This is a genomic window from Pediococcus inopinatus (genome assembly GCF_002982135.1).
GTDB lineage: Bacteria > Bacillota > Bacilli > Lactobacillales > Lactobacillaceae > Pediococcus > Pediococcus inopinatus.
In genome coordinates, this window is record NZ_CP019981.1 from 1,187,205 (window position 1) to 1,206,804 (window position 19,600).

At 37.8% G+C, this 19,600-nt stretch carries 18 protein-coding genes, 1 pseudogene and 1 other annotated feature; of the genes and pseudogenes, 2 read left to right on the forward strand and 17 right to left on the reverse strand.

What is annotated here, in order from left to right:
• Window positions 1-51 precede the first annotated feature (51 nt).
• The 9 genes and pseudogenes from PI20285_RS06065 to ccpA form a co-directional block, all read right to left on the reverse strand.
• Window positions 52-786, reverse strand: coding sequence for a YebC/PmpR family DNA-binding transcriptional regulator (locus PI20285_RS06065; protein ID WP_057775114.1), 735 nt, complete (start codon window positions 784-786; stop codon window positions 52-54).
• Window positions 787-1,064: 278 nt separating this feature from the next.
• The gene (locus tag PI20285_RS06070; RefSeq protein WP_425325080.1) at window positions 1,065-2,159 is read right to left on the reverse strand and encodes a DUF5776 domain-containing protein; all 1,095 of its coding nucleotides are present in this window, start codon (window positions 2,157-2,159) and stop codon (window positions 1,065-1,067) included.
• 76 nt (window positions 2,160-2,235) lie between these two features.
• The gene (locus PI20285_RS06075; RefSeq protein WP_105782206.1) at window positions 2,236-3,309 is read right to left on the reverse strand and encodes an IS30 family transposase; all 1,074 of its coding nucleotides are present in this window, start codon (window positions 3,307-3,309) and stop codon (window positions 2,236-2,238) included.
• A 249-nt stretch (window positions 3,310-3,558) separates the two neighbouring features.
• Window positions 3,559-4,443 (reverse strand): IS3 family transposase, encoded by an 885-nt coding sequence (locus tag PI20285_RS06080; RefSeq protein ID WP_105782191.1) that lies wholly within the window; start codon window positions 4,441-4,443, stop codon window positions 3,559-3,561.
• Window positions 4,428-4,685, reverse strand: coding sequence for a transposase (locus tag PI20285_RS06085; protein WP_017866964.1), 258 nt, complete (start codon window positions 4,683-4,685; stop codon window positions 4,428-4,430). The genes PI20285_RS06080 and PI20285_RS06085 overlap by 16 nt, the downstream gene beginning before the upstream one ends.
• A gap of 204 nt (window positions 4,686-4,889) precedes the next feature.
• Complete coding sequence (locus PI20285_RS11835; RefSeq protein ID WP_057774880.1) at window positions 4,890-6,308, reverse strand: C39 family peptidase; 1,419 nt, start codon at window positions 6,306-6,308, stop codon at window positions 4,890-4,892.
• 238 nt (window positions 6,309-6,546) lie between these two features.
• Entirely contained in the window at window positions 6,547-7,845 is a 1,299-nt protein-coding gene (locus tag PI20285_RS06095; protein WP_057774883.1) for an O-acetylhomoserine aminocarboxypropyltransferase/cysteine synthase family protein, read from the reverse strand.
• An 18-nt stretch (window positions 7,846-7,863) separates the two neighbouring features.
• A pseudogene (locus PI20285_RS06100) lies at window positions 7,864-9,035 on the reverse strand (trans-sulfuration enzyme family protein).
• 51 nt (window positions 9,036-9,086) lie between these two features.
• Window positions 9,087-9,349, reverse strand: a binding site (T-box leader).
• Between the two features lie 145 nt (window positions 9,350-9,494).
• The gene (gene ccpA / locus PI20285_RS06105) at window positions 9,495-10,499 is read right to left on the reverse strand and encodes a catabolite control protein A (RefSeq protein ID WP_057774885.1); all 1,005 of its coding nucleotides are present in this window, start codon (window positions 10,497-10,499) and stop codon (window positions 9,495-9,497) included.
• Window positions 10,500-10,693: 194 nt separating this feature from the next.
• Here ccpA and PI20285_RS06110 point away from each other — a divergent pair, with 194 nt between their 5' ends.
• The gene (locus PI20285_RS06110; RefSeq protein WP_057774888.1) at window positions 10,694-11,791 is read left to right on the forward strand and encodes a M24 family metallopeptidase; all 1,098 of its coding nucleotides are present in this window, start codon (window positions 10,694-10,696) and stop codon (window positions 11,789-11,791) included.
• Window positions 11,792-11,867: 76 nt separating this feature from the next.
• On the opposite strand, the gene PI20285_RS06115 is transcribed toward PI20285_RS06110, so the two are convergent.
• Together PI20285_RS06115 and PI20285_RS06120 are read right to left on the reverse strand one after the other, a co-directional pair.
• On the reverse strand, window positions 11,868-12,251 hold the full coding sequence (locus tag PI20285_RS06115) for a hypothetical protein (protein WP_057774891.1): 384 nt from the start codon (window positions 12,249-12,251) through the stop codon (window positions 11,868-11,870).
• A 19-nt stretch (window positions 12,252-12,270) separates the two neighbouring features.
• Entirely contained in the window at window positions 12,271-12,672 is a 402-nt protein-coding gene (locus PI20285_RS06120; protein WP_057774893.1) for a DUF948 domain-containing protein, read from the reverse strand.
• Between the two features lie 296 nt (window positions 12,673-12,968).
• Between PI20285_RS06120 and PI20285_RS06125 the strand changes: the two genes are divergently transcribed.
• Complete coding sequence (locus PI20285_RS06125) at window positions 12,969-13,703, forward strand: mechanosensitive ion channel family protein (RefSeq protein ID WP_158694978.1); 735 nt, start codon at window positions 12,969-12,971, stop codon at window positions 13,701-13,703.
• A gap of 67 nt (window positions 13,704-13,770) precedes the next feature.
• Here the strand turns inward: PI20285_RS06125 and PI20285_RS06130 are convergent, their stop codons facing one another.
• From PI20285_RS06130 to dltA, 6 genes are all read right to left on the reverse strand, one after another.
• The gene (locus tag PI20285_RS06130; protein ID WP_057774899.1) at window positions 13,771-14,370 is read right to left on the reverse strand and encodes an XTP/dITP diphosphatase; all 600 of its coding nucleotides are present in this window, start codon (window positions 14,368-14,370) and stop codon (window positions 13,771-13,773) included.
• Window positions 14,367-15,191, reverse strand: a complete 825-nt coding sequence (gene racE, locus PI20285_RS06135; RefSeq protein WP_057774918.1) for a glutamate racemase — start codon at window positions 15,189-15,191, stop codon at window positions 14,367-14,369. Before racE ends, PI20285_RS06130 begins: the two co-directional genes overlap by 4 nt.
• Before the next feature lie 127 nt (window positions 15,192-15,318).
• Window positions 15,319-16,587: a D-alanyl-lipoteichoic acid biosynthesis protein DltD gene (gene dltD, locus PI20285_RS06140; protein WP_057774902.1), complete on the reverse strand. Its 1,269-nt coding sequence runs from the start codon at window positions 16,585-16,587 to the stop codon at window positions 15,319-15,321.
• Window positions 16,587-16,823: a D-alanine--poly(phosphoribitol) ligase subunit DltC gene (gene dltC / locus PI20285_RS06145; protein ID WP_057774905.1), complete on the reverse strand. Its 237-nt coding sequence runs from the start codon at window positions 16,821-16,823 to the stop codon at window positions 16,587-16,589. The genes dltD and dltC overlap by 1 nt, the downstream gene beginning before the upstream one ends.
• Window positions 16,824-16,849: 26 nt before the next feature.
• The gene (dltB, locus tag PI20285_RS06150) at window positions 16,850-18,049 is read right to left on the reverse strand and encodes a D-alanyl-lipoteichoic acid biosynthesis protein DltB (protein ID WP_057774909.1); all 1,200 of its coding nucleotides are present in this window, start codon (window positions 18,047-18,049) and stop codon (window positions 16,850-16,852) included.
• Window positions 18,049-19,572: a D-alanine--poly(phosphoribitol) ligase subunit DltA gene (gene dltA / locus PI20285_RS06155; protein ID WP_057774911.1), complete on the reverse strand. Its 1,524-nt coding sequence runs from the start codon at window positions 19,570-19,572 to the stop codon at window positions 18,049-18,051. Before dltA ends, dltB begins: the two co-directional genes overlap by 1 nt.
• Window positions 19,573-19,600: the final 28 nt, after the last annotated feature.

Here is a 19,600-nt window from a genome sequence, read left to right on the forward strand (position 1 = left end):
AAAAAAAATCAAGTTCATTATGAACTTGATTTAACAAACCTATTTAGTTAACTACTCTTCTTCAGGAAGCTCCGCTGCTTCGTAAACTTCAGAAACATCATCATCGTCTTCCAGCTCATCGATCAAACCTTGATATTGAGTAATTTTCTCCTCGGGAACTGGGGTCTCGTTTTCAGGGATCATGGTTAGTTCGGCAGTTGCCAACTTATATCCTGCTTTTTCCAACGCATCCCTAACTTGTGCCAATGCCTTAGAGTCAGTGTAAATCTCAAATGCATCATCAGACGTTTGAATGTCATCGGCACCAGCGTCTAAAGCATCCATCATCATCGTATCTTCATCGGTATCATTGTCCTCGCGAGAAATAACAATGTATCCCTTCCGATCAAACATGTAAGAAACTGAACCACTTGCGCCCAAAGCACCACCATGATGAGTAAATGCTGAACGAATTGCAGCTGCTGTTCGGTTCTTATTATCAGTTAAGGTTTCCACGATAATTGCTGTACCACCAGGCCCATATCCTTCATACGTAATTTCTTCGTACGCAGCACCGCCGACACCAGAACCTTTGTCCACAGCACGTTTAATATTTTCTTTTGGCATGTTTGCAGCCCGTGCTTTATCCATCATCAAACGTAATTGAGGATTTCCGGAAGGGTCAGGACCCCCAGCTTTGACTGCCATATAAATTTCACGCGAAATTCTTTGAAAGATTTTTCCACGTTTTGAATCCTGAGCGTTTTTACGACCCTGAATATTGTGCCACTTAGAATGTCCTGACATTTCCAAACTCCTCTTTTCTATATATTGAATTTTTATTGTTAGTAAAACCTTATCTAGTATAGTAAACAACAGTGTTTTTGGCAAGCTCTTTTAATCACCTTGTTAGGCCATTGCGCCATCTTTTAACCTATTTTGGTTAAGAATGCATACGTTACCACATTTATTAGTCTTTTTTTAGTTCGATCTTTTAATATCTATTTGTTCAAACTAATAATTATAAAAAATCGATATCTCGCACTAAATATCATGCTGGTATCGATCCGTTATTTTAAACTATATTAATTAAAGGCTCGTTTAACCCCGGCAATTGATGTATGCGAATTAGAACGAATCCCGGAAACTTGAATATGGTTCGGCCAGGATTCAATAATTCGATTACCACCAAGATAAATTGCAACGTGGTAAATAGAACGGGTGCCTGGTTCATAGTAGAAAATCAAATCTCCTCGTTTACGACCAGCATACGAAACTCGTCTCAATTTCGATGTTGACCAAAGATTGCGGCTATTCCATTCATTACCTGGGTAAGCATGGTGAATCGATGAAACAACAGAATTCATATTCAAACCACCTGCATATAGCGACTGCATAACCAACCCCGAACAATCCGTCCCATATGTCGGTGTGGATGAAGCTCCAACGATGTAAGCTCGTCCTAAATAGCGATACGCTTGCTTGATTTCAGCATTTACATGGGCACTTCGCCCCTGCCATGTACGGGCATAAAGTGGCGCTGCATACGAATCAATAGATTTCCATGAGGATTTACTAAAACCTAATTTTTCCCAGGTTGCCAAATTAACATCCCCAGTTGCACTTAAGCGATGTCCCCGTTGAAACCTTTTAACTGCAGAAACTGTCGTACTATTATAAGTGGCATATTCATACCAACTACGACCGCCAATTCCTAATTGACGTTTTACTTTCCAGGTTTTTACCCCTTCATACCCTCGTTTTAAAGTATAACCAATTGTACCGGCGGGTTTAATTTTTGAATTTTGGACCTGAAAATATTTTTTTGGATTTTGATAGCCCTTAGAATTCGCCACCCATTCTCGATTAGAAGTAATATATTCTCCATTGCTAGTTTTAAGCATTGGTCTTCCCGCTTTAGTATAAGCAACACTAAGAATATGTGCATAATTTCCTTTGGATAAATATTTGTTAACTTTGGTAGCTATTGGCGAACGATAATATCCAACTTTATGCAAAACCTTGATAATCGACATTGATGGTTTCACATAGTAATACTTTTTATAGGTCGAAATTAATTTTTGAACACTGGCAGTATCTGCCGTTATATATTTACCGGTTGATAATTGGAATCGATATAATCCTTTTGTATTTTTCGTTAAAGATTTAATTTCGGAAATTGCAAGAACAAGTTAGCCACCCCGCAGGCGAAGTTGCGGGGCAAGTCAGAATATCTATTGAAGGTCAAGATAATAGCTACGCACTACATGATTTACGAATACGTGCTGCTTCAATTTGAAAAGCTTCTTTTGGGGTTTGATACTTCAAGATACGTCGCGGTAATTGGTTAAGACGACTTTCAACCATTGAAACCGTCTTGGGACCAATCGTATCTAATGAGTGTCCCTTAGGTAAATATCGTCTAATCATGCGGTTATGAGTTTCATTGGTTGCTCTTTCAAAGGAACTATACGGATGGGCATAATAGATGTCAGCTACGCCGTCTAAGACTGCATTCAAGGCTGTGAACTCCGTTCCGTTGTCAGCAGTAACAGATTTAATAAGATCACCAAATTCAGCACAAATTCCCTTAAGTGCATACGATACCGAATCAGCATCTTTGCCTTCAATCAAGCGAACAATATCATAACGAGTTTTACGTTCCGTGAAGGTCAATAATACACTTTCATGTCCACTTCGTTTACCAACTACAGTATCAATCTCAAAGTGGCCAAATTCCTTGCGTTTGTCGACCCTTTTAGGACGTTCCTCAATACTTTTACCAGCTAAACGTAGATGCTTGTTTGACCAGTGATGTTTAGTACGACGGTTAGCCTTCTCCACCAAATCAAGATTACGGATCTCTAACAATTGCGCATCGATATAGTTGTAGAGAGTTTTCGTACAAACCATCTCCGTGCGCTTAAACAGATGTTGTTGGTGGGCGAAGCCGACTGCTGCATCAGGTGACCAATCATCTTGGTGGAAATGATCATCAAAGTAAGCCAGAAAGTTAGTAACAAATTTAAATTTTAGAGGTCGATGACAGCGTTGTCGATTCGTTTGATACCGAACTTGGGCCGTATCAGGCGCATAAACGCTAAAGTACTGTTCTTTACCATTGAGTTTCTTTACCTGTTGAATGCGGCCACGCTTAAGCTCATTATTAATAGTTTGATGACAGACACCAATTTCAGCGGCAATTTGACGAGCAGATTTGCCTGCAGAAAGTAAGCCAGCAATTCTGCCTCGCTCAATTTGAGTTAAATGATGACCCTTTACGTGAGATGTGATAAGCTGTTCTTGCACCAAGACGAAAACCTCTTTCATTGTTTAGTGTGGGAACTTCAATGATACCTGATTTTTTCGTCTTGGTGTCTTTTATTTGGCCACTTTTAAAAGGTGGCTAACTTGATTATAAAATTCGCGAAAGATTTAATTTTTACAACTTTATTTTTTTTTAAAATGGCAACTTTTGTTGTACTATCTAAATCTCCGTATTCATTAGTCGTTTTCTTAATTAAACCTGTACTAAATTTTGGATTTAGGTCAAGAATCTGGACACATTTTATGTATAATTTAAGCGACTAATTTTTCCTTTTCATTTGGAGTTAAATAATCAATGCTACTGTGAATTCGAGCACTGTTATAAAAGCTCTCAATGTAGCTGAATATTGCAGCATTTGCTTCTTCAAAATCCTGATAATGGTGTTGGTAAACCTCTTCTTTTTTCAAACTGGCGTGAAATGATTCCAAACATGAATTGTCATAGGGACAGCCACGCTTGCTATAAGAATGGCGAATATGGTGTTGCGCTAAGATCTGTTCAAAGCCAGCACTGCGGTACTGGCTACCCAGATCGGTATGCACAATTAAGTTATTAGTCGTCTTTCTAGTTTCAAAGGCTTGTTGAAAAGTGCTGATCACAAGATCAGCAGTCATATGACGGCTGATTTTATGGGCAATGATTTTACGTGAATATAAATCCTGAATGCTTGATAAATAACACCAGCCATTGGCTTTGGTGTGAATATAAGTTATGTCTGCACACCACTTTTGATTTGGACTGGTTGTACGAAAATCTTGCGCGAGTATATTTGAATAATCAGTCGCATCAATATCATTAGTTTGTTGATAATGCCACTTCTTGCGCGTGATTGATTTTAACCCCATTTGGCGCATTAATCGTTGAACTAGCTTAATACTGGCAGTCTTACCTTCTTTTTGTAACGCTTTTAGAATTTTAGGTGCCCCGTAGATACGTCTAGAATTAAAGTAAATGCGTTTAATCGACTGGCTAAGTGTCTTACGACGCTTGGCTTGTGGCGATACATGATTCTGCTGATGTTCATAGTAAGTTGAGCGTGGAACTGAGAGTACTTTACAGGTTTCTTTGATACTATGGTGCTTCAAATTAATATCAACGGCTGTCTGCCAGTCATCTGGGTTTACTTTTTGGCGAATATGGTTAAGGCTTTTTTTAAGATGTCATTCTCACTTTCTAGCTGTTTCAAACGTTTTTGCAACGCTAAAACATCTGATTTGGAAATTCCACTTCCTTTGTCTTCTTTATATAGATTAATCCATTTGTAAATAGTTACATTTGATACACCATATTCGTCTGTAAGATCAGCTACCGGGGCGCCATCCTGGTACAGCTTGACAATCATTTTTCTAAAATCTACTGAGTACTTTTTCTTGGTCATAAAAACACAATCCTTCCTATTATGGAATTATACTAAATCGTGTCCATGATTTCATACTACCTTCATTTGCTTGTAATTACTTTTGCTTGTACTGATTTTTCATTGACACTACTAATTGTTAACAAACTCAACACCACTGCACTCCCCAGTGCAATTTTTCTAATATCCATTTTCTATCCCCCAAAAATTAACTTATATAAAAACTTAATAACTAATTGCGCGGTAAGCATCCCGTTTACGATAACTATGTAACTTACTAACCGTCATACTCAACTGTTTGCCCGTCCACGGATCATTAAAATAAACAAGTGAAGAACTGTACCCAATAATTGTAATGGCATGATTAATCTTAGTGTTTATGCCTCCATAGCCACTAATCCAAACCACAACAGGATGTTTTTTATTAATTTGCTTTTTTATTGAATTAAAACTAGACCCTGTCATATTTATCACTGACTTTGTGTATTTCTTAACCGTCTTCATCAAAGCAGGAGGATAAACCCACCAACCACTTTTGGAATAAGGACTACCAATAAATCCTTTATTTCCATCTTTTGTTTTGGTTCGAGGCATCTCTTTTGCTAACTTCATCTTACTGACCTTGGCCCCGGCATAATTAACCATCATCGTAACTGCTGTTATTTCACAACCCGTGGGTAATTGCGGATTCTGTGAAATGCGTTTAACATTCAACATAACTTTCTTAGTCAGGTAGCCGCTCCAAATCCACCCAGCATGTTTCTTGCTATCCTGAATATAATAATAAGTAACTCGATGCTTTTTGGTATTTACCACATTCTTTTTCTTGGTTACGTACCAAGTAGTATTAGGATAATTTTTCAAAGCATGCGTTGCTTTAAATTTAGCATCATAACTTGGTCCGGAAATATGATAAGTTTTCCCGGATGTCGATTTACGATAATAGATAGCTTTCTTCATGTTCGAGGTAGAACCTATGGTTTGAACCGCTTTTTCATTTAAATACCCATGCCAAACCCAGCCACTCTGCGAACCAGTTTCAGATCTAACAAAAAAATATAAAGCTGTTTTCTGATCAGCTTTAACTACATAGCGGTACTGATTAACTACCCATGTGGTTTTCATATAGTTCTTTAGTTGATGAGTTGCCTTGCTAAATTGCCCATGTGTCCCACTACCGGCCAGGTTATATGTGGCACCTGCTTGAGATTTATTTACATACGCCTTAGCCTTTACCTTAGTTACTTTTTTTAAAGTAACATATTTTTTTGCTTTTGTTACCGGCCGACTTGAAACTGACACTTTAGCTGAAGTAGTACTAGCTTGAGAATTACTTTCTGGTACAGCCTTTCTCTCTTTAAATGTTGGGATTTTTGGGTGCGATTTGATAGAAGCTGGCTTGGAAACACTAGCTACAGAACTGGCAGAACTCGTTGGGTTCTTGCTTACCATCGAATCGCTCGAACTCGATTCTTCTGTGCTTACTTGACTGGGATTCCTACTTTGAGCGCTATAACCGTTTGTGCTAATCCGAGAATTTTCAGAAGAGCTTACAGCCGTATCAGCATAAATGGCCTGACCACTTACCCCAAATGACGCAAAAATAATACTGAATAATACGACTTTTTTTAATATATTAGCCATCTCCTTATGGTTTATAAACAAATTGATTATAATCTACTGTTTTCTTAAATACAACTGGACTCACGTAAAAATCATGTTCCTACTTTTAAAAAAAAATCACCGTTTGCCTACAGCTTTTTCACCCAGCCCTACCACTGTTTCAGCTTTCTGTAAAAAAAGATTCCTCTAAAGGAATCCCAACACTTATCATACTTGCTTGAATATAAAATTTTATTAGCCTTTTTTGTACAGTTTTTCATCAAATAAACGCGTGTTCTATTGCTTGCTTCAAATCACCAACCAAATCATCAACGTCTTCCAATCCAATTGACAATCGTAAAACTTGATCATTCAGACCCTGCTGTTCACGAATTGCTGCAGGAATTTCACGATGAGTCGTCCTCGTCGGATTAACAATTAATGAACGTGAATCGCCGATATTTGGTAAATAACTAAAGACTTGCACATGGTCAATTAATTTAGCGACATTGTTTGTATCACCTTTCAATTCAAAAGATAAGATCCCCCCCACTCCCTTAGGAAAGTATTTTTCTACCAAAGGATTGTCTGACTCAATTCCTGAATAAAAAACCTTTTCAACATGCGGATTAGCTACTAAGAATTTCGCAATTTTTGTTGCACTGGCAACTTCACGATCCAAACGTTCAGAAATTGTTTCGAGTCCTAATAAAATTAGATAGGCATCCACAGGCTCTAAAACAGCTCCCAGCAAACGTAAATATTTAATGCGAACTCGATTAATAAATGCCTGATCACCAAACTTGCTGACAAAACTCTCTTGGTCGCCGGTTTCCTCATTACCTAAAGTAAACTCAATTTCAGAAAACTGTGGAAATTTTGGGCTGTCCCAATCAAAACTCCCATGATCCACAACCACACCAGAAACTACATTTCCATGCCCATTGATTCCCTTTGTTGAAGAATAAACATCAATATCTGCACCATGCTCAAACGGTCTCAATAAATATGGCGTCGGAAAAGTATTGTCTACAATCAAAGGAATTCCAGCAGCGTGCGCAATTTCTGCCAGTTTATCCAGGTCAGCAATTTCTGTACTTGGATTTGCGACACTCTCAACATAGATAGCTTTAGTTTCTGAGCCGATCAAATGGCGCACAGCGTCAAAATCATTAATATCATCTACAAAATCAAAATCGATGCCAAATTTAGGGAAGAAAGTTCGAAACTCATCGAGACTGGATCCGTATATATTACTTGGCGCGATAATTCGGCCACCGTTTTCAGCCACGTTAAGAATTGTATATGAAATGGCAGCCATTCCAGATCCAACCGCTACCGCATCCACTCCTCCATCTAATTCAGCCATTCGTTTTTCAAACACGCGAACAGTATGATTACCATCTCTGGAATAATCATATCGATTAGGTAACTTGCCTGCCACAATTTGATCAGCAACTTTAGTATTTTCAAGTCCAAACGCTGCAGTTTGATAAATTGGCACAGAGGAAGCAAATTGATGATCTTTTGGGTCATACCCTGCATGAATTCTTAGAGTATCAAATTTATTTTTCGTCATTATCATTAAACCGTCCTTTTATATTTTCTGTTTTTCGACTGGGTGAGCTACCGCAAAAGCAATGGCCTGCTTCAAATCTGCAATTAAATCTGTGCTATCTTCAATACCCACTGCTAACCGAATTAATTGAGTGCTAATACCTGCCTTTAATCTTTCGGCTGGTGGTAACTCAGCGTGGCTCATCTCATAAGGTAATTCTGCCAAACTTTCAACTGCTCCCAAACTAACCGCTAAACAAATTAACTGCAATTGATTAACAAAAGCCGCTGCATTGATTTGTGGCGCCAATTCAAAAGAAAGGACTCCGCCAAATCCGTGGCACTCTGTAGATGCAATCAAATAATCTTTTGTTCCCTTTATGCCAGGATAATAAATTTTCGAGATTTCAGATTGTTTCTCTAAAAATGAATAATTTCAAAGGCGTTTTGCTGTTGCCGATCCATCCGGACTGAAAGGGTTTGAATCCCACGTCTTACCAAACTGGCACTTTCTGGTGATAATACGCCACCCAAAGCATTTTGAACAAAATAAATCTTTTTTCCTAATTCTTCACTGTTTGTAACCACCAACCCGGCGACCACATCAGAATGACCGCTAAGGTACTTTGTTGCCGAATGCAACACAATATCTGCACCTAAGTTAAGCGGCTTTTGCAAATAGGGAGTTAAAAAAGTATTATCTACGATTGTTAGCAAATGATGTTGTTTAGCAATTTTTGCAACTTCTGTCACGCTAGAAACACGTAATAACGGATTCGTAACCGGCTCAAAATAAATTGCTTTCGTATTTTCTTTAATAGCAGGCTCGATCGTGGCTAAGTTAGTCGTATCAACCACTGCAAACTCAATTCCACGTTCTTTAAAATACTGGTTTAAAATTCGAAATGTGCCCCCGTAGATTTGATTACCAACCAAAATATGATCGCCCGGTTTGAAAATTGCAAAAACAGCATGAATAGCCGCCATTCCAGAAGCGAATGCAAATCCATTTTTACCATTTTCCAACAAAGTTATTTGTTTTTCTAAATATTCACGAGTCGGATTGCCTGACCGTTCATAATCCCATCTCACTTTACTTGTCGCACTAGGATATGCATATGTAGATGAATTATAGATAGGAATATTTATTGCACCAGTTTGATTATCATGAATATTTTGACCGTGTACTAATTCTGTATTAAATCCCGTCATTATTATTACCTCCAAATAAAAAAAGCACGTTCTCATCCCCGCCTATTTCTAGACAAGGACGGAAACATGCTTTTCCGCGGTACCACCTTAATTCAAATAACCTTCACAGATTATTCCTCTTCAGGTACGTGATTCAAATTTTATTTACTCAGATACCCTAACCCTATAACGGGAGTTCCCGCTTTTAGTCTTACACCTGAATGCTCGACCAAAGAAATTGCAATTAGACCATCTTCAACCAGTTTTTATTATCGTTTTCCACCAGATAACGACTCTCTGTAAATAATTGCTTGTTTACTCATCTATACATTTTTTATTTATTAAAGTTATTATTCATCTCTAAATTAAAAAAGTCAACCGTTTTTTAATCTTTTTTTCATCTCACATTAATCTTTTTCATAAAAAAGCAGCCTTGATGACACTCAAGACTGCTTTGCATGATTCTATTCACTAGCTAACTTATTTTTTGGTTGTCTGACGACTGTCCAAACCATAAGGTAATGTAATCGTTGGTTCTTCGATCTCTTCTTTGTTCATCAACTTAGTCAATAAACGCATTGAAACTGCCCCAATATCATAAAGTGGCTGAGTAATTGATGTTAATTGTGGACGAACAAGTTGGGCAACTTGTGTATCGTTGCTTGTGATTAAAGCAAATTCATCAGGTACCTTAACACCCTGATCGGTTAAACCATTTAAAACTCCTGCGGCCAATCGATCATCACCAACAAATGCCGCACTGATATCTGTCCCCTTAAGCTGGCTTGCTAACTTTATTCCAGCTTCATAACTGTAATCAGTTTCAAAAATTAGCTTTTCATCGAATTTGTATCCAGCTTTTTTGAGAGCTTCTTTATAACCTGCTAATCGATACTGACCATTAATTGGTTCACTCAATGAACCACTAATAAATGCAACCTTTTTGTTTCCCTCAGCAATTAGTTTAGAAACCGCTTCTTCAGTTGATTTAACATAATCAATACTTACAGATGGTACACTTTCTTGGTCATCCACAGAACCGGCAAAAACAATCGGAGTTCTTGAATGTGAAAACTCTTCACGTAATTTATCATTAACCCGATTACCCATAAAAATAATACCATCAACTTGTTTTGCAAGTAGTGTATTTAAAACCATCATTTCTTTTTGATCGTTTTCGTCAGAATTTTCCATAATAATGTTGTACTTATACATTGAAGCAACATCATCAATTCCTCGTGCTAACGAAGCAAAATACCCGTTAGTTACATCTGGGATAATGACCCCAATGGTTGTCGACTTCTTGCTTGCTAATCCTCGTGCTACAGCGTTAGGACGGTAATCGAGTTTATCAATAACATCGTTAACTCGTTGTCTAGTAGCTGGTTTTACATTTTGATTACCATTCACCACTCGTGAAACCGTGGCCATTGAAACTCCAGCCTCTCGTGCCACATCATAAATCGTTACAGTTTGTTTTTCCATTTGAATAAAGTCTCCTTTGTGCGTTATTATACGTTTTCACATGTTTTCATTGCCTTGTCAACGTTACCAAAAAAAGTAAGTCTCTGCAAGTGTAGGAAACGCTTTCATGAAAAATATACCTCTTTTTTAGTTTTATTTCAAGGGAAACCTGTATGATATAATATTAATAACACAAAAAGAAAGAAGACGATTACATGACACAGCTAGATAAAGTTCGTACGTGGGTCAATGATCATAAGATAGATATTGCTTATATTAGCGATCCTAAGTCAATTGAGTACCTAACCGGATTCGCAAGTGATCCAGTGGAACGCATTCTTGGCTTGTTTGTTTTTCCAAATGCTGATCCATTCCTGTTCGCGCCAGCGCTTGAAGTGGAAGCCATTCGCGACACTGGTTGGAAATTTCCAGTTTATGGTTACCTAGATCATGAGCAGCCGTTTGAAATGATCGCTACCCAAATTAAAAAACGCGCAGCCGCCCCTACTCATTGGGCCATTGAAAAAAACAATCTTACAATTGCTCATTTCAATGCGATGAAAGCTCAATTCCCAACGGCCAATTTTGATCTAGATTTAACCCCTTCGATTGAAAAACTCCGTTTAATTAAAACAGCAGACGAAATTGAAAAATTAGACGCGGCCGGTCGTGAAGCGGACCTAGCATTTAAAATTGGCTTTGAAGCGGTTCAAACTGGCCGTCCCGAAGCAGAAATTTCAGCAGAATTAGAATATGTCCTTAAGAAAAAAGGTGTCATGCAAATGAGTTTTGACACTTTAATTCAGGCTGGTGCCCACGCTGCTGAGCCTCATGGCGCGACTGCAATGAATAAGATCCAAAACAATGAATTAGTCTTATTCGATTTAGGAACCATTCACCAAGGATATATTAGTGATGCGTCTCGAACAGTTGCCGTTGGGAAACCAAACGAAAAATCCATGGATATTTATAAAGTATGTTTAGAAGCACAATTAACCGCACAAGCACAAGCTAAACCAGGTATGATTGCAGAGGATTTAGATAAAATTGCTCGTGATATCATCACAAAAGCTGGTTACGGTGAATACTTTATTCATCGTCTTGGCCACGGGATGGGCATGGGCGAACATGAATTTCCGTCTATCATGGAAGGAAATAAAATGGCTCTTGAAGAAGGCATGTGTTTCTCAATTGAACCTGGGATTTACATTCCCGGAGTTGCCGGTGTTCGGATTGAAGACTGCGTACACATTACCAAAAATGGTTGTGAACCTTTCACACATACTTCAAAAGAACTCACATATGTTGGTTAATTTCATATTTTCGATAAATTAAAAGACCCTTTCGTTTTTATGCGAAAGAGCCTTTTTGTTTGTTTAGAGTTGCCATTTACTTTGAATCAGCGTGCGGCATAAAGACTTCCGTTGGTGCTTCGTACGCACCATCGCCATCAACAAAGATATCGTCCTCTTGATCTAATTCATCTCGAAGTTCATCGGTTGATGCCTGAAAGCTATCAGACGCGGATTCAAAAAGATCGCTTTTACCCTCAAGAACCTTTTCCTTAAGATCCGCGGCAGAATCAAAAATACGGTCTTTTAATTCGCTTTCCCAATCGTCGCCCTCAAGATTATTATCTGCTCTGAATTGGTTAACTTTTTCCTGCGCGCCTTCAATCAAATCCTCTTTTGTTGTACCAGTTAATTTCAAGGTTGCATAAACTGCAGCAGAGCCACCTAATAAAGCTCCTAATAAAAATTTAGCTTTTCCCATTTCTAAAACCTCCAACTTTTTATTTGTTTTTATGTTCTCTATACATATTTACAGCACTCTTGCCAACTTTGAAAGCTGTCGAAACTTTGCCAGATTTCTTACCTGGATTTGTCAATTTTGTTGTCAAATTACGAGTTGCCTCATTTAAATCAGAAGTGCTCTGACCTAGATCAGCCATTGCTTGAAATACTGGATCAATCGTTGCTACCTTACCATTCACATCAGCCAATAAATCATTTGCATTAGCCATAATGTCTTCGGCTTCTTTAGAAAGTAAATCCACATCTTTTGTAACTACCGCTAAACTTCGGTTAATTTCCACTAGAATCTTTGAAGCACGGATCAAAACAACTCCAATAAATAATACTAATACTAATAAAGCTACTGCTGCGATAATCGCTGCAATTCCGCCACCTGTCATAATTCAACCTCCTCGTTAACTTGAATATCTTAAGCATATCATTACAAATTACCCACTGCAATTAAAAAAGAAGTAAAATCCTTTTTTTATGAAACTGATTACAAATTTTTTTTAGTCTGTTAAAATCAATATATAAGGAGATGGTCAATATTAACTTTTTTATCGGTGCCACAAGCTCCCCTCTTTCACTAATCAAAGCCTTTCAAAAGTATTTTACTTCCTTTGACTGGGAAAAGATCGCGACAGGTTTAATTAATCATCTATTTGAAATTATTCTGATCTCTATATTTTTTTGGTTGCTAAATTCAATTGGTAAACGTTTATTAACTCGTGGATTACATAAATACCACCACTTAAATGACGCTATGCCTAGCCGAGCAATGACGTTATTAGCTCTAGTCATTAATATTTTTCACTATGTTGTTTTATTCTTCTATCTTTATGCCTTGCTTTCCATTATTGGTGTTCCGATTGGCACGCTCGTTGCTGGGGCCGGTATTATTAGTATCGCAGTTGGCCTTGGTGCGCAGGGCTTAGTCAGCGATATTGTAAATGGCTTATTCATTTTGTTGGATGGTCAATTGGATGTTGGTGATCAAGTTACTATCCAAAACATTAATGGAAAAGTAACCGAAATTGGTTTACGTTCTACTCAGATTCTTTCTGATGATGGTACCACAAATTTCATTCCTAATCGATCAATTACAGCAATTGCTAATCATTCACGTAACGATCAAGTTGTGACTATTTTTCTTGCTTTCACAGATTTGTCTGAATTAGAAAACGGAAAAAAAATTATTGAAAAAATAAATCCTACCTTAACCGCAACCCTTAATGATGTCACAACTGATCCTGTATTAACAGGCCCCGTTCAGGATCATCAAGGAAATATCGGATTGCGGGTTAAAATGTACGTGGCTAACGGAACAGTAGATACAATTCAAACAATTTATTTACAAAAATACCTAACAGAGCTTTCTGCTAATAAGATTCATGTTATCAACAATCAATTGCTCAAAACCAACAAATAAAAAATGTCCTTGAAATGCAAAACTAAAATTTGCATCTCAAGGACATTTTTAGATAATTTATTCGTTATTACCACCACTGATCGAAAAGCTTAAGAAGCTTTTCACTGGCTCTTCCGCGATGACTAATTTGATTCTTCTCAGCCGCTGACATCTCTGCTAAAGATTTTTCTTTTTCTGGTACCCAAAACAAAGGATCATAACCAAATCCATTGTTTCCCCTAGGTACTAACAGGATTAGGCCTCGTAATTCACCATCGACTACCAGCTTATCTTCATTAGGTTTCATCAACACCAATGTTGTATGGAAAGTGGCCGTTCTTTTCTCCAATGGCACTCCTGCAAGCTCACTCAATATTTTTGCATTATTGGCGGCATCATCATGATCACCTGCATACCGAGCAGAGAAGATTCCCGGACGCCCATTTAGTTCATCTATTTCGAGACCCGAATCATCTGCTAAAACTGGCAACTTAGTTTGTTTGGCAACTGCCCTAGCTTTTAAAGTGGCATTTTCTTCAAACGTGAGACCTGTCTCTTTAATTTCTCCAATTTGTGGATAATCTTTTAACGAGGAAACCTCAATATGTTTGGGGGCAAATAACTTCTTAAATTCCGCAAGTTTGCCTAAATTATTGGTAGCGATGACGATATGATTATTTGCAGTCATTTTTCTATCCTCAATTCTAGTTCATCAATTTGCGCTTTTTTTGATTGAATATCAATCTCTAACCATTGGCTAGCAATCTGATTAAAGCTTAAGGGGGAAGCTGTTGTAAAGTATGCATTCTTAGTTTGATCACCTGCTGCATCTTTGGCAATCTCAAAATAATCCAACAACGCAGAAACGGTTCCCACAGTTTCAGCACCCGAATCGATTAGCTTAACTTGTTCACCCATCACATCTTGTATAATTGGTCTTAAAAGCGGATAGTGTGTACATCCCAAAATCAATGTATCCACATCTTTATTCTCGAAAAACTGTAACGTCTCGGCAACGACCTTTTTAGCAATTGGTGAATCATACTCATTGCTCTCAACGAGGGGCACAAACTTGGGACACGCTAAACTAAAGACCTCAACAGAATTGTCTTTAGACAGAATTGCCCTTTCATAGGCCTGACTCTTAATTGTGCCTTCCGTTCCAATAACGCCAATTCGACGATTACGAGTGGCTTTTAATGCGGCTCTGCTTCCTGGAGAAATCACCCCAATTACTGGAATCGGCAGCTTTTCTTGGAGATCTTCTAACGCAGCCGCTGTTGCAGTATTGCAAGCAATGACTAACATTTTAATATCCCGCTGCATTAAAAAAGAGGCCATTTGTTCAGAGAAATGACGAACCTCATCACTAGAACGAGGCCCATAAGGCAATCTAGCTTGGTCCCCAATAAAGTAAACAGATTCAAGCGGTAATTGCCGTAAAGCCTCTCGCACGACCGTCAAACCACCTACTCCTGAATCCATAAATCCAATTGCACGGTTATCCATTTTATTCATCCTTTTCACGTGATCTGAAACTCCATTATCTCTTTTAAAAAAAATAAAATCAAGCATGACCTCTGGATAAAAAATAAAACAACAGCTAACCTGTTGTTTTATTAAGTGTAGAAAATTTTTAATTAGCAGCCATTTTAGGAACAGTCTTCAAATTCTGCCAATCCTTTGAATAGAACCTCGAATTAATCTGATAATGGGGTGTTTTTTGTTTGGTAGTCAAAAATGGATCAACTGCCTGATCAACCGCCAACCAACCACGCCAACCTAAATGGATCGTGTCTTGCATAAAGTACGGTACGTTACCTTTATCACTCAAGTCGCAAATGTTGGTAAAACCTTGCGATGTTAATTGATACCGAATTTTTTGATCAAATTCTTTCAGCATCTTTGGTGATAATCCCGTATACTCACTCCACTTTTGATTAACTGGTGGAATAACAAATTCAACATTAGTATGCAAACTTGCAAATTGGTTTAAAACCAGTTCAAAATCACTAAATTCTGGGGATTGCGTATAGTTCCAATTGCGCTCGAAATTTTTGAATTTATTTTTCTTTTTCTCTAACCGCCGTTGATAAAAATGATTATCAATCCCAAATTTATTATTAGTTGTATGCAATTTTCCTTGCTCCACTGCCAACTTATCTAACGTTTTTATTTGATAGTTGGCTGGCAATTGCTTAGCAAAATGATCAATTCGTTTTTGATTATTTTTTAGTTTAAGCGATGAAAAAAGTTGATCTTCATGCTGCAAAAGCCTTTTTTCATAGGTTAGGTAGGTCCTTTGCCCTGTCGTAATGCTTTTACCAGCAGCAACTCTTTTCAAAGCACTCGCAATTACATGATTGGCCTTTCCAGAAGGCATCTCAAGTAAACGTTTCGCCGCATAACGGTCCATCTTTTGATCTTCGCGCTGATTTAAAAGCCACACGATTGACTGCAGTGGTGAGTAATAGAATGAAAATGCATCCTTACGTGCTCCCTTGTGTACAAACCACTGAGGAGAGATCACAAAAACGGCCTTCCGATTCTTCAATTGGGGATCCACAAGCTGCATTTGAAAATAATGAGTCAAAGATTGGGTCCCCGGTGCACCCATCAGAAACGGGGTATAAGGCCGCTTATATTTTGTCGCCAGTACTGATGGATGAGAAAAGCTAAATCTTGAAAACTCTGAAGAGCCAAAAAATGGGACAAATTTCTTGTGTGAAAGGGCTGATTCCTTGATCACTTGACCCTTGAGAACATTTGGCGATAACGATACTGCCGCCTGGCGTTCCGTTTTGGAATTGATATGACTCAACTTAAATGGGGAAAACAGAATTGCCAGTAACAGTACCCCGGCTAAAACCACTGGTCCAAAGATTAGAAAAAGTTTCTTAGCCACTAGTCTTGTAGTTCCTTAACTTGAGCAATAATTTTATTAGGCGTATCCCATTCACTGCGCTCAAATTCAGATACTGGTACAGCAATTCCAAGCTCACTTTGGAGTTGCAAAAGGAGTTGAACAGTCCCCATTGAGTCCAACAATCCAGCATCAAAAAGGTTGCTATCCATATCTGTACTTACGTCATTACCCGTTAGATCCTCTAAAATATTTAAAACTGTTTCTTTTGTGTCCATTATATTTACTCCCTTCAAAAATTAACTTACTTCACGAAAAACATTGTGTTTAAAAAGCCTGAAAATAGTAAAAATGTAAAACAAACAAAGTTGAAAGTTATAAATGTTGCAAAAACTTCTGTAAACTTATTGTGTGGTAATTGGGCTTGGTGTTTTTTCTTGTATCTTAGCCACCAATCATTCACAACGAGTGCGACCCCGTGTAAAATACCATAAGTAATATAATACCAAGTCACCCCATGCCAGAAACCCATAATTGTCATATTGATAATATAGGTGACGTTAGCCGTTGTTTTTGGGCTCTTAAAAACTTTATGTTTCATTAAAAAGAAAACTAACCGCATATAAATGAAATCACGGAACCAAAATGATAAAGTCATGTGCCAACGATTCCAGAACTCTTTGATATTATGGGATTTAAACGGTGCATTAAAGTTAATCGGTGTTTCAACACCCATAAAATAACTTGTACCAATCGCAAACAAACTGTAACCCGCGAAATCAAAGAATAGATACATACTGTAAACATACATCACACCGACAAGCGACCAAGAAAGGCCATGAGCCATTAAAGCTTGATGCTGCAATTTAGGTAGTAACAGCGTCCCAAAAATGTAGGCCAACATATATTTATAAATAAATCCCATAAAAATATTGTGCAGCCCTTTTTGTAAAAGTTTCAAGTATTTATCTTGTTTAGGAACATTGTCGTAATCACGTTTGAACCGTCGATAGCGATCAATTGGTCCCGAAGAAATGGTTGGAAAGAAAACTAGAAACTGTAGAAAGAACCACGGATCAAATTTTTTTAAAACCCCGTCACGAGATTCCATGATGGTCTGAACAACTTTGAACGTTAAATAACTAATCCCTAAGAACCCAATAATGGATTGCGTACCATTTTGAATAGCCGGGGTAATTTTAACAACTACCAATGGCAAAATTGCCAGAATCACAACTCCCACGAAGATACCGGTCTGATTTTTCTTTTTTCGATACTCGATATATCCCCAAACCAACAGCACTTCATAGACTAGATACGCAATTAAAGCAATTCCTTGTGACAACTTGGAGCCACCAAAAATGAGAACTAAAAAGAAGAACGAAATTAAAGTTTCATACCAGTGAAATCTTCTGCCGCAAAGCAGGCCAATTACAATTGGTAAGAGTCCAAGCGCTAATATAGCGAAGTAGGTGGGGTTTTCATACGGTGTAAATGTTAACATTACGAATTAACCTCACTCATAATTGATTTCAAATCTATTTTGCCATTAGCAGTCAGCGGCAGGCTCGTTTTGAAAACAAGTCGATTTGGGACCATATATGCCATCATGGTAGCCTGCAAGTCTTTTTTTATAGCCATTGTTAAGGCCATTTTCGATTCAAAATCGTTGTCTTCTGCAATCACATACGCAATTAATTGGGCCACTTTATGATTGGCGTCGTATTTTGGAACTGCCACTGCTTGTTTAATAAATCTTTGTGCATTCAAAAAATGATTGACTTCTTCTAATTCTATTCGATATCCATGTAATTTTATTTGAAAATCCAGCCGACCTAAGTAGTGCAAAATATTATTTTTATCCTTTGTACCTAAATCACCTGAATGATAAACACGGTGATTATCAGTCTGCTTGAAGGCTTGAGCTGTTTTAGTTGGATTATTCAAGTACCCTTTAGAAACACTAGGACCAGAAATAACTAGTTCGCCTGTTTCACCAGGTGTAACACGCTGCCCAACTTGATCAACCACTTCAATTTCCATATCTGATTTAATCTTACCAATTGGTAACCGCTGGTAATCCTTTAAGACTTCTTGTGTAATTTCAATTGACGTTACCGCAACCGTAGCCTCAGTTGGACCATAAGTATTATAGATTTTAGCTTGCGGGAATCGTTCTTTCAATTGAGTAGCTGTGCGGTGCGTTAACTCTTCACCACAAAACAGAAATCGGCTCAAGATTGGGTAATGTGTCGCATCAAACTCTGGCTGTAACAAACAAATATCAACAAATGACGGCGTTGACACCCATACATTCAGTTTCATATGTGGTAAATATTCAAAAAGTTGTTTAAAGTTATCTGTAATTTTTTTAGGTAAAACTCGTAAAGTTCCGCCACTCACCAACGTTGGGTAAAGGCTCATCACTGATAGATCAAAGGAATATGGTGCTTGAGCTAAACTTACTGGGGCTTTTGGTAAATCAAAATCTGTTAACATCCAATTGACGAAACTTGTTAAATTCTGATGGCTAATTTGAACCCCTTTTGGTTTTCCAGTTGTACCAGATGTAAAGATAATATAATAATTTTGATCATCTGAAACTGCCAGACTTGGATCATAATTCCCAGTTGTTTTGAAAATTTGCGCCAACTTATCAGGCCCAATTACCGGAATTTCTTTGATTGAAACTGGCAGTGGTTCCACCGCAATGCAAGCAGCAGGGTCGGCAATTTCTTGAATCATTTCTATTCGATCGTTTGGTGAATGTTGATCAATTGGAATGTAAGCATGTCCACTTTTTACAATTCCTAAAAATGTCGCCACCATTTCAAAACTTTGTTCACCAAACACCATAATTGGAGCTCCAACGGTTAACTTCATTTGGCAAATTTTACTAGCCAATGCGTCTGAATAACATTTCAATTCATGATAGGTATGCGTCTCACCCAAATAATCATAAGCAATACGATTTGGTGTAAGCTCACTATTTTTATCAATTGCATTAATCACGTTCGTAATTTGCATTGTTTCCCCCCTAATACTTTTCAAATCA

Coding starts and splice junctions, on each gene's coding strand:
- PI20285_RS06065 (WP_057775114.1), bottom strand. CDS start 786: ATGTCAGGACATTCTAAGTGGCACAATATTCAGGGTCGTAAAAACGCT.
- PI20285_RS06075 (WP_105782206.1), bottom strand. CDS start 3,309: ATGAAAGAGGTTTTCGTCTTGGTGCAAGAACAGCTTATCACATCTCAC.
- PI20285_RS06085 (WP_017866964.1), bottom strand. CDS start 4,685: ATGACCAAGAAAAAGTACTCAGTAGATTTTAGAAAAATGATTGTCAAG.
- PI20285_RS11835 (WP_057774880.1), bottom strand. CDS start 6,308: ATGGCTAATATATTAAAAAAAGTCGTATTATTCAGTATTATTTTTGCG.
- PI20285_RS06095 (WP_057774883.1), bottom strand. CDS start 7,845: ATGACGAAAAATAAATTTGATACTCTAAGAATTCATGCAGGGTATGAC.
- ccpA (WP_057774885.1), bottom strand. CDS start 10,499: ATGGAAAAACAAACTGTAACGATTTATGATGTGGCACGAGAGGCTGGA.
- PI20285_RS06110 (WP_057774888.1), top strand. CDS start 10,694: ATGACACAGCTAGATAAAGTTCGTACGTGGGTCAATGATCATAAGATA.
- PI20285_RS06115 (WP_057774891.1), bottom strand. CDS start 12,251: ATGGGAAAAGCTAAATTTTTATTAGGAGCTTTATTAGGTGGCTCTGCT.
- PI20285_RS06120 (WP_057774893.1), bottom strand. CDS start 12,672: ATGACAGGTGGCGGAATTGCAGCGATTATCGCAGCAGTAGCTTTATTA.
- PI20285_RS06130 (WP_057774899.1), bottom strand. CDS start 14,370: ATGACTGCAAATAATCATATCGTCATCGCTACCAATAATTTAGGCAAA.
- racE (WP_057774918.1), bottom strand. CDS start 15,191: ATGGATAACCGTGCAATTGGATTTATGGATTCAGGAGTAGGTGGTTTG.
- dltC (WP_057774905.1), bottom strand. CDS start 16,823: ATGGACACAAAAGAAACAGTTTTAAATATTTTAGAGGATCTAACGGGT.
- dltB (WP_057774909.1), bottom strand. CDS start 18,049: ATGTTAACATTTACACCGTATGAAAACCCCACCTACTTCGCTATATTA.
- dltA (WP_057774911.1), bottom strand. CDS start 19,572: ATGCAAATTACGAACGTGATTAATGCAATTGATAAAAATAGTGAGCTT.